14 protein-coding genes and 1 riboswitch are annotated in these 12,052 nt (G+C 43.4%); of the genes, 13 read left to right on the top strand and 1 reads right to left on the bottom strand.

Annotated elements, in window-relative coordinates; all coding sequences use genetic code 11:
- Positions 1 to 23: 23 nt before the first annotated feature.
- Positions 24 to 161: a YuzL family protein gene (locus BA81_RS19150; RefSeq protein ID WP_003212904.1), complete on the bottom strand. Its 138-nt coding sequence runs from the start codon at positions 159 to 161 to the stop codon at positions 24 to 26.
- 200 nt (positions 162 to 361) lie between these two features.
- On the opposite strand from BA81_RS19150, the gene BA81_RS04610 reads away from it, so the two are divergent.
- From BA81_RS04610 to BA81_RS04550, 13 genes are all read left to right on the top strand, one after another.
- The gene (locus BA81_RS04610; protein ID WP_034280850.1) at positions 362 to 2,749 is read left to right on the top strand and encodes a 3-hydroxyacyl-CoA dehydrogenase/enoyl-CoA hydratase family protein; all 2,388 of its coding nucleotides are present in this window, start codon (positions 362 to 364) and stop codon (positions 2,747 to 2,749) included.
- A gap of 12 nt (positions 2,750 to 2,761) precedes the next feature.
- The gene (locus tag BA81_RS04605; RefSeq protein ID WP_034280848.1) at positions 2,762 to 3,937 is read left to right on the top strand and encodes an acetyl-CoA C-acetyltransferase; all 1,176 of its coding nucleotides are present in this window, start codon (positions 2,762 to 2,764) and stop codon (positions 3,935 to 3,937) included.
- Positions 3,938 to 3,951: 14 nt separating this feature from the next.
- Positions 3,952 to 5,733, top strand: coding sequence for an acyl-CoA dehydrogenase family protein (locus tag BA81_RS04600; RefSeq protein ID WP_034280847.1), 1,782 nt, complete (start codon positions 3,952 to 3,954; stop codon positions 5,731 to 5,733).
- Positions 5,734 to 6,043: 310 nt separating this feature from the next.
- The gene (locus BA81_RS04595; RefSeq protein WP_024423406.1) at positions 6,044 to 6,400 is read left to right on the top strand and encodes an arsenate reductase family protein; all 357 of its coding nucleotides are present in this window, start codon (positions 6,044 to 6,046) and stop codon (positions 6,398 to 6,400) included.
- 66 nt (positions 6,401 to 6,466) lie between these two features.
- The gene (gene gcvH, locus BA81_RS04590; protein ID WP_008347039.1) at positions 6,467 to 6,850 is read left to right on the top strand and encodes a glycine cleavage system protein GcvH; all 384 of its coding nucleotides are present in this window, start codon (positions 6,467 to 6,469) and stop codon (positions 6,848 to 6,850) included.
- Positions 6,851 to 6,894: 44 nt separating this feature from the next.
- The gene (locus BA81_RS04585) at positions 6,895 to 7,131 is read left to right on the top strand and encodes a YusG family protein (protein WP_024423405.1); all 237 of its coding nucleotides are present in this window, start codon (positions 6,895 to 6,897) and stop codon (positions 7,129 to 7,131) included.
- A 131-nt stretch (positions 7,132 to 7,262) separates the two neighbouring features.
- Entirely contained in the window at positions 7,263 to 7,607 is a 345-nt protein-coding gene (locus BA81_RS04580) for a ribonuclease M5 (RefSeq protein WP_034281437.1), read from the top strand.
- 12 nt (positions 7,608 to 7,619) lie between these two features.
- The gene (locus tag BA81_RS04575) at positions 7,620 to 7,922 is read left to right on the top strand and encodes a thioredoxin family protein (protein WP_024426005.1); all 303 of its coding nucleotides are present in this window, start codon (positions 7,620 to 7,622) and stop codon (positions 7,920 to 7,922) included.
- Between the two features lie 120 nt (positions 7,923 to 8,042).
- On the top strand, positions 8,043 to 8,384 hold the full coding sequence (locus BA81_RS04570; protein WP_024423403.1) for an SCP2 sterol-binding domain-containing protein: 342 nt from the start codon (positions 8,043 to 8,045) through the stop codon (positions 8,382 to 8,384).
- 102 nt (positions 8,385 to 8,486) lie between these two features.
- Positions 8,487 to 8,595, top strand: a riboswitch (SAM riboswitch).
- 154 nt (positions 8,596 to 8,749) lie between these two features.
- Entirely contained in the window at positions 8,750 to 9,775 is a 1,026-nt protein-coding gene (locus BA81_RS04565) for a methionine ABC transporter ATP-binding protein (protein WP_034281436.1), read from the top strand.
- Positions 9,768 to 10,436, top strand: coding sequence for a methionine ABC transporter permease (locus BA81_RS04560; RefSeq protein ID WP_034280845.1), 669 nt, complete (start codon positions 9,768 to 9,770; stop codon positions 10,434 to 10,436). The genes BA81_RS04565 and BA81_RS04560 overlap by 8 nt, the downstream gene beginning before the upstream one ends.
- Before the next feature lie 14 nt (positions 10,437 to 10,450).
- On the top strand, positions 10,451 to 11,272 hold the full coding sequence (gene metQ, locus BA81_RS04555; protein WP_024423400.1) for a methionine ABC transporter substrate-binding lipoprotein MetQ: 822 nt from the start codon (positions 10,451 to 10,453) through the stop codon (positions 11,270 to 11,272).
- Between the two features lie 307 nt (positions 11,273 to 11,579).
- The gene (locus BA81_RS04550; RefSeq protein ID WP_003212803.1) at positions 11,580 to 11,948 is read left to right on the top strand and encodes a carboxymuconolactone decarboxylase family protein; all 369 of its coding nucleotides are present in this window, start codon (positions 11,580 to 11,582) and stop codon (positions 11,946 to 11,948) included.
- The last annotated feature ends 104 nt before the right edge of the window (positions 11,949 to 12,052 follow it).

Genomic DNA, 12,052 nt, shown 5'->3' with positions numbered 1-12,052 from the left:
TTCCTCCTTACGATTTTGTTTCCTTACTGATTCTTTTTATATTGCTGATTTTGACTGGTTTTTTTCCCGCCAAGGTCTGCTTCCTGTGATGGACCTGCGTTTCCTTTTACACTTGCAGCACTTACGCCTGCTTTCGATGGGTTTTTTTTCAAACGAGACATGTGGACATCACCTCCATTCTTACAATTCCCTCTCATCTGTAATTCATACGCCGCAAACGGAGGCACACGAGAATGTGTAAATTTTTGAAATCTGCTATTGAACTGTTTCGGAAAATCTTTTAAGATAAAGAAAGAGGCATTGCTTTTTTTTGGACAAAAAAATGAATGACTGTTCATTCAAAAAGTTTAGGGGGATATTTATGGGCAAACATATTCGCAAGGCGGCTGTCATTGGTTCAGGTGTCATGGGCTCAGGCATTGCTGCACATTTAGCCAATATTGGGATACCAGTTACACTGCTAGATATTGTGCCAAATGAACTGACAAAGGAAGAAACGGCGAAAAAGCGGACGCTTGATCACCCTAGTGTTCGGAATCGATTAAGTCAAGAAGCGATGAAAAAATTATTAAAGCAAAAGCCAGCACCTCTTACTTCAGCAAAAAACCTATCATACATCACACCGGGAAATCTCACAGACCACCTTTCCTTATTACACGATGCTGACTGGATCATTGAAGTCGTCACTGAAAAGCTCAGCATCAAACAACACGTATTCTCTCTCATCGACGAACACCGCAAAGAAGGAAGCATCGTATCAAGCAATACATCCGGTATTTCAGTTGAAAAAATGGCAGAAGGCCGATCAGATGATTTTAAACGCCACTTTTTAGGCACACATTTTTTTAACCCAGCTCGTTATCTAAAGCTCTTAGAAATCATTCCTATTCAAGAAACAGATCCAGAAGTACTGTCATTTATGAAAACATTTGGCGAGGATGTACTCGGCAAAGGGGTGGTTGAAGCAAAGGACACACCGAACTTTATTGCAAACCGCATTGGCACTTATGGACTTCTTGTCACAGTGCGTGAAATGCTTGAGAACAAATACACCATCGGAGAAGTGGATTCTGTCACAGGACCCCTCATTGGAAGACCGAAAAGTGCGACCTTCCGTACACTTGATGTCGTGGGGCTCGACACGTTTTCTCATGTGGCACGAAACGTATATGAACAGGTGGAAGGAAAGGAAAAAGAGATTTTTCAGCTGCCTGAGTTTATTGAAAGAATGCTCGAAAAAGGATGGATTGGCAGCAAGGCAGGCCAAGGTTTTTATCAAAAAAATGGGAAGGTCATTTTAGAGCTTGACCCAGTGACGCTCACATATGGTGAACGCACAAAGCTAAAAGATCCAGGCATTGAGATGGCGAAACAGCAAAAGGGTGCAAAAGCAAAGTTGAAAGCGCTTATTTATCAGGATGACCGTGCAGGGCAATTGCTTTGGAATATGACAGCGCCCGTGCTTCTTTATTCAGCTCATCTAAAAGGTGAAATTGCGGATGATATTCTTTCCATCGATAACGCAATGAAATGGGGATTCGGCTGGCAGCACGGCCCATTTGAGCTGTGGGATGCAATTGGTGTCAAAAAAGCCGCCGAGCGCATGGAAGCAGAAGGCCGCAGCATCCCAGCGTGGGTGCAAGACATGCTGTCAAAAGGACACGAGACATTCTATCAAGAGAATGCTGAAGGAGAGCGAGCTTTTTATCATAACGGGGCTTATGAACAGGAAAAAGGGAACGACAAACATATTTCTTTAGCTAGATTGAAAAAGAAACACGACGTTATCTTCAAAAATTCTGGTGCGAGCCTGATCGATATTGGTGATGACGTCGCCTTGCTCGAATTTCATTCTAAAAGCAATGCCATTGGACTAGATGTCATTGATATGATCAATCGCGCTGTTGATGAGACGGAAAAGAATTATAAAGGGCTTGTCATCGGAAACCAAGGGAAGAACTTCTGTGTTGGCGCAAACCTTGCCCTGATTTTAATGGAAGCACAGGACGATAATTTCTTTGAGATTGACTTTGTGATCAGGCGCTTCCAGCAGGCGATGATGAAGGTCAAATATAGCGAGCGCCCAGTCGTAGCCGCACCGTTTGGGATGACATTAGGAGGCGGAACAGAAGTTTGTCTGCCGGCAGCAGCTATACAGGCGTCCAGCGAAACGTACATGGGACTTGTGGAAGCGGGAGTAGGACTGATTCCAGGAGGCGGCGGAAACAAAGAGTTATATCTTCGTCACCTGCAAGGGTCAATGAAGCCGTCGCAGACGGCTATACAGGATGCCACGCTGAAAACATTTGAAACAATTGCGATGGCAAAAGTATCAACTTCAGCTGAGGAAGCGCGGGATATGAACATGCTCCGCGTGAACGACCGGATCAGTATGAACGGGGATCACCTGATCTATGATGCAAAACAACTGGTGCTCTCTCTTGATGAAGCCGGTTATCGTGCGCCGCTCAAGCAAAAGGTGCCGGTCATGGGAGAAACAGGCTATGCAGCGATGATTTTGGCTGCTGAAAATATGAGACTGTCTGGATACATTTCAGAGCATGACATGACCATTGTAAAAAAATTAGCTCATGTCATTTCCGGCGGGAAACTGCCATTTGGAACAGAGGTAGAGGAGCAATATTTATTAGAGCTTGAAAGAGAAGCCTTTTTAAGTCTTGTAGGAGAAGTGAAATCACAGGCACGTATGCAGCACATGCTCGTCAAAGGAAAACCTTTACGTAACTAAGGGGGAGTCAAAATGAGAGAAGCAGTCATTGTCGCTGGCGCAAGAACACCAGTAGGGAAGGCGAAAAAAGGATCGTTAAAACATGTCCGTCCTGATGATATGGGCGCATTATGTGTAAAAGAAACGTTAAAGCGTGCCGGTGAATACGACGGACAGATAGATGATTTGATCATTGGCTGTGCAACGCCAGAAGCAGAGCAGGGGTTAAATGTGGCCCGAAATATTGGAGCATTAGCGGGACTGCCTTATACAGTACCTGCCATCACCATAAACCGTTACTGCTCGTCTGGTCTTCAATCTATCGCTTATGCGGGTGAACGTATTATGCTCGGGCAGGCAGACACGATTTTAGCCGGAGGAGTCGAATCGATGTCGCAGGTGCCGATGATGGGGCATTCCATTCGTCCAAATGCTCTCTTGGCAGAGCAAGCGCCTGAATACTACATGAGCATGGGTCACACGGCAGAGCAAGTGGCGCAAAAGTATCAGGTCACACGTCAAGATCAGGACGCCTTTGCGGTGAGGAGTCATCAAAAGGCAGCAAGGGCACTTCAAGAGGGGAAATTCTCAGATGAAATTGTGCCCGTTGATGTAACGGAACGACGGGTAGGAGAGCAATATCAATTAGAAGAGCATCAATTCACGTTCTCACAAGATGAAGGTGTGAGAGCAGGCACAACGGAGGAGATTCTTTCCACTTTGCGTCCAGCCTTTTCGACAAAAGGCACAGTGACCGCAGGGAACTCTTCGCAGACAAGTGACGGGGCTGCGTGTGTGATGATGATGGACCGCGAGAAAGCATCCTCACTTTCTCTTCAGCCGCTCGCTAAATTCAGAGCATTTGCTGTTGGCGGTGTACCGCCTGAAGTGATGGGAATCGGTCCGGTTGAAGCCATTCCGCGTGCGCTGAAAATCGCTGGACTTGAGCTGAAGGATATTGGCCTGTTTGAATTAAACGAAGCGTTTGCTTCTCAGGCAATTCAAGTCATTCGCCATTTAGGAATTGATGAGGAAAAGGTGAATGTCAATGGCGGGGCCATTGCGCTCGGACATCCGCTCGGCTGTACAGGAACGAAACTAACGCTGTCACTGATTCATGAAATGAAACGGCGAAACGAGCAATTTGGCATTGTCACAATGTGTATCGGCGGGGGCATGGGAGCAGCAGGCATTTTTGAATTGATCTAAAGGGGGAAATCAGGATGAAAGCATTGGAAGATGTAAAAAAGGGTGGAAGCTTTTTAATTGATGAGACGAATTATGAGCATATTTTTACACCGGAGGATTTCTCTGATGAACATCAAATGATTGGAAAAACAACAGAGGATTATATTTTACAAGATGTTGTTCCGCATATTGATCAAATTGAAAACCATGAGTTCGAGCATTCGGTCAGGCTTCTCAAAAAGGCTGGTGAGCTTGGACTTTTAGGAGCCGATGTGCCTGAAGAATTCGGCGGGCTTGGATTAGATAAAATCAGTTCAGCGATCATTACTGAAAAATTCGCTAGAGCAGGAAGCTTCTCACTTTCCTATGGTGCTCATGTCGGTATTGGTTCTCTGCCGATCGTGCTCTTCGGAAATCAAGCGCAAAAGGAAACGTACCTGCCTGGACTCGCCTCTGGTGAAACCATTGCGGCGTACGCACTCACTGAGCCAGGATCAGGCTCTGACGCTCTTGGAGCAAAAACAACCGCAGTTCTGAATGAAGCAGGTACTCATTATGTCCTGAATGGAGAAAAGCAGTGGATCACAAACTCCGCATTTGCCGATGTCTTTGTTGTGTATGCGAAGATTGATGGTGAACACTTCTCTGCTTTTATCGTCGAAAAGGATTTTCCAGGTGTCAAAACGGGACCTGAGGAGAAAAAGATGGGCATTAAAGGATCATCGACAAGAACATTAATTCTTGAAGATGCCCAAGTACCGAAGGAGAATTTGCTCGGTGAAGCCGGCAGAGGTCATGTGATTGCCTTTAACATTTTGAATATTGGGCGCTATAAGCTGGCAGTCGGCACAATCGGTGCATCAAAGCGCGTCATTCAATTGTCGGCAGAATATGCGAACCAGCGTAAGCAGTTCAAAACACCAATTTCTCAATTCAGCTTAATTGGTGAAAAAGCAGCCAATATGTCAGCAAAGCTCTATGCGATGGAAAGTGCAGTTTACCGCACGGTTGGATTATTTGAACAGCGGATGGGGCTCTTAAGTGATGAAGAGCAAAAAGACGGCAAACAAATTGCCCAATCCATTGCGGAATATGCGATTGAATGTTCTCTCTGTAAAGTGCTCGGCTCTGAAACGTTAGATTATATTGTGGATGAAGGCGTGCAGATTCACGGCGGATATGGATTCATGCAAGAATACGAGGTCGAAAGAGCCTATCGCGACTCACGAATTAACCGTATCTTTGAAGGGACAAACGAAATCAACCGTTTGCTTGTACCAGGTACATTCTTGAAGAAAGCGATGAAAGGAGAGCTTCCGCTGCTTCAAAAAGCGCAAACCTTACAGGAAGAGCTGATGATGATGATGCCGGAAGAGCCAGGCGATCAGCCGCTCGATCAAGAAAAATATTTGCTCGCCCATGCGAAAAAGATCGCCTTAATGGTGGCTGGTATGGCAGCCATGAAATACGGGAAAGCCTTAGACAAAGAGCAAGAAATTCTTGTGAACATAGCCGATATCGTCAATGAAATTTTTGCTGCTGAATCAGCGGTTCTGCGTACAGAAAAGGCAATCGCTGCAACAGGGGCAGAAAAGAATGAACAAAAGCTTGCTTACACACAAATTTTCACGCAGGAGGCTTTCTTAAAGATTGAAGCCCATGCAAAAGAATCCTTGATTGCGATGGAGGAAGGAGATTCACTCCGCATGAGCCTGTCAGCCCTTCGCAAGCTGACAAGATTTACGCCGATCAATGTCATCGCTAAAAAGCGCGAAGTGGCGAAACGAATCTTTGAAGCAGAGAAATATATCGTATAAGGACGGCTTAAAAGGTGCGGATATCACTCCGCACCTCAGCGTGTAGACAAACCCTCGCATTCGTTGTCAGTCCTGCGTGCCGGTGCTCACGAATGTTTCATTCGCTCCGCTCCGGTACTCGTCCTTCCTAGACTGCAAAGGTTTTCTATCACGCTGAAAAGAAGACAAAGGGCTAAAATAAAGATCATTTTATCCCTTTGTCAACAATCTGAGGTGCGGATAACACTCCGCACCTTTTTGTAAGCATACATTTAGGTTTTTAAAATATTTTGTGATAAAATGTTGTCACAATTTGCAGGAGGTGAAAATGGTGGCTTTAGATTTTTACGAATACCCATCTTGTGGTACATGCCGAAAAGCAAAAAAGTGGCTGGAAGCACACAATAAAGACATCAACAGCATACATATCGTCGAAGAGACGCCTGATAAAGAAACATTAAAAGCCCTTTACGAAAAAAGCGGTTTAGAGCTGAAGAAATTCTTTAATACAAGCGGGCAAAAATACCGGGAGCTGCAGCTGAAAGATCAACTTCCTGCAATGTCAGAGGACGAGCAGCTAGAATTACTCGCGTCTAACGGAATGCTGATCAAGCGCCCGATTACAACAGACGGAAAACGAGTCACGGTAGGATTTAATGAAGATACATTTAAAAGCGTCTGGAAATGATGTAACTTTCATTCAGATTGTGGTATCTTCAATATAGATTGTAAGAAAAGACTGGAGGGGTATTGAATGAGCACACCAAAAGATTTACGTTATTCAGAAGAACATGAATGGGTCAAAGTAGAAGGAGATAAGGTGCGTATCGGTATTACGCATTTTGCTCAATCTGAGCTGGGCGATATCGTGTTCGTTGAGCTTCCTGAAGTAGGAGACAAAATCACAGCGGACGAGCCTTTCGGAAGTGTAGAATCAGTGAAAACAGTTTCTGAACTTTATGCACCGATCAATGGCACAATTGTTGAAGTGAACGATGAGCTGGATGACAGCCCAGAATTCGTCAACGACTCTCCATACGAAAAAGCATGGATGATCGTGGTAGAACCAGCTGATGCATCTGAAATTGAGAACTTAATGACAGCTGAGCAATATGAAGAAATGACAAAAGAAGACTAATTCATGAGAAATTGGACACTCTACCTTTATGGGGGGTGTCCAATTTGTCTTTTCAAAAAGAACACGTGGATATAACAGAGCATGTCACTGGACGATTCAAAGAAAGCGGCATGGTGCTTTATCATCAAAATGAAGAGATTGGCACGATGATTAGTGAAAACCAATATGAGCTGAAATCGGGATATTCCTATGATCAAAATCGTTTTTATCGTTTAACGGACACATTAACCGATGGGACAGAAAAATATGTTGACTGTGACGATGAAAATGGCTGGTGCTAATCACAGATGAGACTGCAGTGAACAGAAGCTGCAGTCTTTTTGATGACGAGGCGCCCAATCTTTACAACCTGAATGAAAGATTGTAATCTAAGGAAGAAGTGAATCAACGTCAAAAGGGCCGGGTGATCGTGATGAATGTCGAGATAGAAAAGGTCATCATTGTAGAAGGTAAAACAGACAAACAAAAGTTAAAAGAAGTCATAAGTGAACCTGTTACCATCATTTGCACCAATGGCACGATCAGTACATCGAAGCTGGATCAGCTTGTGGACGATTTATTGGGGAAAGACGTTTACATATTAGCTGACAGTGACGATGCAGGCGACAAACTGCGGAAGCAATTTCGAAAAGAATTCCCTGAAGCACTTCATCTTTTTGTCGACAGAACGTACCGCGAAGTGGCCGCTTCACCGTCAGCCCACATTGCATCTATCCTATTAGCTGCAAACATTGATGTTCATTCGAAATATTTATGAGGGTGGACGTATATGAAAGAGATTGAAGAACACGAATTCAAGGAGATAGAGGACGATTTATTTCTTTTATACTTATATACACCGTTTTGCGGAACATGCCAGCTGGCAAAGAAAATGCTGGCAGTCGTAGACGCCATGCAGCCGGATGTACCATTTTACGAAAACAATTTAAACTATTCACCAGGCTTTGCGAAAGCATTTGAAATTGAGAGTGTTCCTTGCTTTCTCCTGTTTAAAAAAGGTGAATTGGTGCAAAAAGGCTATGCCTTTCACTCAGTTCCATATCTTCATGAAATGATTGAAACCGCTAAATAAAGCGGTTTTTTGTCATATTTCAAGAAATTCATTTGAAAATTTGTCGAGTTATTTATAAAGGACAAGAAGATGTTTGTAGAGAAATGTTATGTATAACCAAATGACAGGGAGGTTATACATGTGGAAAATGTGAAAGCCCATGGTAACACAGGGCAGCGTTTATTATTAAAGCCGCTGCTCTCATCATCATCCTTGAAGATTACATTTGAGGCGGAAACTGACTCTTGTACATTGATTGTGGATGAACGTGGTGAAGTGAAGAAACTACCTGCAATTGAGTTATCGGATCTCATCTTTTATGGTGAGAGGAAAGAAATTCTTCAATTATTAGACGGAGATATGTCCTTACAGCAGTTAATCAGCAGGGGACAAGTCAAAGTCAAAGGGTCATTCCGTGCGCTCCTTAGACTAGAGGCAGTGCTTTGGCTGACGAACGGTTTTTTTCGAAAAATGATAACGTAGTTGTTTACTTGGAAATTAACGATTTACAGCGTTGACATATCTCGGGTAGCATGATATTCTACGTTAGTAAAAACATGAACATCACATAAAACAACATATTTTCTCTTATTAAGAGAGGTGGAGGGACGTGCCCTATGAAACCCGGCAACCGTCAGCATAGCTGAAATTGGTGCCAATTCACTCAAAGCCGCAGCGCTTTGAAAGATGAGAGAAAGGCGTAATTGACATAAAAGGCCTTTCTGCTTGCGTTGCAGTTAGGTCTTTTTTACTGACCTGGCGTCAGGCTAGAGTCATGACAGAAAGAAGAATAAATAATGTATGTGATGGCAACCTATAGATTCAGCAAGAAAGCAGGTGATCAGACTGTGATTTATTTACAGAATGTATCAAAAACGTACCATTCAAAAAGCGGAAATGTTGATGCCGTGAAAGACGTCAACCTAGATATTGATAAAGGTGAAATATTCGGAATTATCGGGTATAGCGGTGCAGGGAAAAGCTCGCTTATTCGCCTATTAAACGGTCTGGAGCTGCCAACAGAAGGAATTGTTGAAGTGGCAGGCAACCGGATCAATGAAGTATCGAATGCGAAACTTCGGAAAGCAAGACAAGAAATCAGCATGATCTTCCAGCACTTTAATTTGCTTTGGTCAAGAACGGTGAGACAAAATATTATGTTCCCGCTTGAGATCGCAGGTGTACCGACATCAAAACGGAGAGAGCGTGCGAATGAACTGATTAAATTGGTCGGTTTAGAAGGAAAAGAAAATGCGTATCCGTCTCAGCTGAGCGGCGGGCAAAAACAGCGTGTCGGCATTGCGAGAGCATTAGCGAATGATCCAAAGGTTCTTCTATGTGACGAAGCGACATCTGCGCTAGATCCGCAAACGACCGATTCGATCCTTGAGCTTTTGGCGGATATCAATAAACGATTAGGGCTCACGATTGTGCTCATTACACACGAAATGCACGTCATTCGCAAAATTTGTCATCGCGTTGCGGTCATGGAAAATGGACGCATTGTCGAAGAAGGCGAAGTATTACGCGTCTTCAGACAACCGAAGGAAGAAATGACGAAACGATTTGTGCAACAGCTTGCAGAACCAGAGGAAGCGAAAGAAACAATTGAGCATGTGCTAGAGCGAGTAAAAGAAGGTCAGGTCGTACGATTGTCCTTTATCGGAGATTCTGCCGAGCAGCCGCTGATCACTGAAATCATTCGATCCTTCAACGTCGATGTGAATATCCTTCAAGGGAAGATTTCTCAAACGCAGGAAGGCGCGTTTGGAACACTCTTTATCCACATTAATGGAGAAGAGACCGAGGTAGAAAAAGCCATCGCCTATATCCAAAGCAAACAGGTTGAAATCGAGGTGATGACACATGTTTGAGAAATGGTTTCCGAACGTTGATTTAGACGTCATCTGGAGTGCAACAGGTGAAACAGTGTATATGACACTCATTTCATTGGCATTTGCTTTTGCCATTGGTATCATCCTTGGACTATTACTCTTTCTAACGAGTAAAGGCGGTCTTTGGGAAAATAAACCGATTAATGCTGTCATCGGCGCTGTCGTCAACATTTTCAGATCGATTCCTTTTATCATTTTAATTATTCTATTACTAGGGTTCACGAAATTCTTAATGCATACGATTCTAGGCCCAAATGCAGCACTCCCTGCCCTTGTCATAGGGTCAGCTCCATTCTATGCACGTCTTGTCGAAATTGCACTGCGTGAGGTAGACAAAGGAGTCATTGAAGCAGCACGATCAATGGGAGCGAAAACGTCGACAATCATTTTCAAAGTATTGCTGCCAGAATCATTGCCAGCCCTTATTTCAGGTATTACCGTAACAGCAATTGCTCTGATTGGCTCTACTGCGATTGCAGGTGCAATTGGAGCAGGCGGACTTGGTGACCTCGCCTATGTGGAAGGGTACCAATCTGGTAATACAGATGTCACACTTGTAGCTACTGTGTTTATTCTCATCATCGTCTTTATTATTCAAATAATCGGTGATTTGATTACAAATAAAATTGATAAACGTTAAGGGAGGATTTATTCATGAAGAAATTGATATTAAGTGCACTATTTCTAGCATTTGCAGGTATTTTAGCTGCGTGCGGTTCATCAAATAACGCAAGTGAAAGCAAAACCATTACGGTTGCCGCTTCAAAAACGCCTCATGCCGAAATTCTTGAAGAAGCAAAACCACTTCTAAAAGAAAAAGGCTACGATTTAAAAGTGAAAGTGCTTAGCGATTATAAAATGTACAACAAAGCGTTAGCTGAAAAAGAAGTGGATGCGAACTTTTTCCAACATATCCCTTACTTAAACGAAGAAAATAAATCAAACAAAGATTATAACCTAGTGAGTGCTGGTGCGGTTCACCTTGAGCCTTTCGGTATCTACTCTAAGAAATACAAATCTGTAAAAGATATTCCAAACGGCGGCACAATCATCATGACAAACAACGTAGCTGAACAAGGCCGTATGCTTGCCCTGCTGCAAAATGCTGGTGTCATCAAGCTTGATCCAAAGGTTGATACAATCAACGCAACAGTAAAAAACATTAAAGAAAACCCAAAGAACCTAAAATTCAAAAAAATCGCGCCTGAATTAACTGCGAAAGCTTATGAAAACAGTGAAGGCGATGCTGTATTCATCAACGTCAACTATGCGATCCAAAATAAATTGAATCCGAAAAAAGATTCAATTGAACTTGAGCAAACAAAGAACAACCCATATGCAAACATCGTTGCGGTTCGCAAAGGTGACGAAAAATCAGATAAGATCAAGGCACTAATGGAAGTTCTTCACTCTGATAAAATCAAAGAATTCATCGACAAAAAATATGACGGTGCAGTATTGCCTGTATCTGAATAACAACATTTCAACCTCGCTTCTATCAAAGCGAGGTTTCAGCATGTAGACAAACCCTCGCATTCTTTGTCAGTTCTGCGCTCCGGTGCTCACGAATGTCAAATTCGCTCCGCTCCGGTACTCGCCCTTCCTAGGGCTGCAAAGGTTTTCTATCACGCTGAAAGGAAGATAAAGGGCTAAAATAAAGATCATTTTAGCCCTTAATCAACAATCTGCAACCTCGCTTCTACCAAAGCGAGGTTTTTTGTGTATTTTTTCAAATCTCGCTCATAATAAAAACGTACAAATGACCTGAAGGGATGGAATCAAGATGAATGAACAGCATATGAGCGGATCCATGCAGCAATCACTGACTGATTATAAAACCGCAATGGGTGAATTCCAGAAGAAAATGCCGGTGTTTGGAAAGAAATTCAATGAATTTACGGAGCAGTGCTTCCAAAGCGATTCATTAACGCAAAAGGAAAAACAAATGATTGCCCTCGGTATCAGTATTCATGCGCAGGATGAATACTGCATGATTTATCATACAAAGGGAGCGCTCGATCAAGGGGCGACAGAAGAGAATTTGCTGGAGGTTGTCAGCGTGGCGGCAGCTTTTGGCGGCGGAGCAGCACTAAGCCAAGGAATCACTGTCGTTCAGCAATGTATTGATGAATTTGGAGGACAGACGCATTAAGGGAAGCATAACACGGTATTTTTCCATCTCAGGGAGTTGAGCGCTTCTCATCCGTTTGTGTGAGAAAATATGCCAGCATAGGGTGTCATATCCCTTTTGAGTGA

The organism is Bacillus safensis FO-36b (assembly GCF_000691165.1).
Taxonomy (GTDB): domain Bacteria; phylum Bacillota; class Bacilli; order Bacillales; family Bacillaceae; genus Bacillus; species Bacillus safensis.
The sequence above is the reverse complement of the archived record's forward strand: the minus strand, read 5'-3'. Positions and strand labels throughout refer to the sequence as shown.

Excerpts from the sequence above, each read along its gene's own strand:
- BA81_RS04610 (WP_034280850.1), top strand. The coding sequence starts at position 362 with ATGGGCAAACATATTCGCAAGGCGGCTGTCATTGGTTCAGGTGTCATG.
- BA81_RS04580 (WP_034281437.1), top strand. The coding sequence starts at position 7,263 with ATGAATGTCGAGATAGAAAAGGTCATCATTGTAGAAGGTAAAACAGAC.
- BA81_RS19150 (WP_003212904.1), bottom strand. The coding sequence starts at position 161 with ATGTCTCGTTTGAAAAAAAACCCATCGAAAGCAGGCGTAAGTGCTGCA.
- BA81_RS04550 (WP_003212803.1), top strand. The coding sequence starts at position 11,580 with ATGAATGAACAGCATATGAGCGGATCCATGCAGCAATCACTGACTGAT.
- BA81_RS04560 (WP_034280845.1), top strand. The coding sequence starts at position 9,768 with ATGTTTGAGAAATGGTTTCCGAACGTTGATTTAGACGTCATCTGGAGT.
- BA81_RS04600 (WP_034280847.1), top strand. The coding sequence starts at position 3,952 with ATGAAAGCATTGGAAGATGTAAAAAAGGGTGGAAGCTTTTTAATTGAT.
- metQ (WP_024423400.1), top strand. The coding sequence starts at position 10,451 with ATGAAGAAATTGATATTAAGTGCACTATTTCTAGCATTTGCAGGTATT.
- gcvH (WP_008347039.1), top strand. The coding sequence starts at position 6,467 with ATGAGCACACCAAAAGATTTACGTTATTCAGAAGAACATGAATGGGTC.
- BA81_RS04605 (WP_034280848.1), top strand. The coding sequence starts at position 2,762 with ATGAGAGAAGCAGTCATTGTCGCTGGCGCAAGAACACCAGTAGGGAAG.
- BA81_RS04575 (WP_024426005.1), top strand. The coding sequence starts at position 7,620 with ATGAAAGAGATTGAAGAACACGAATTCAAGGAGATAGAGGACGATTTA.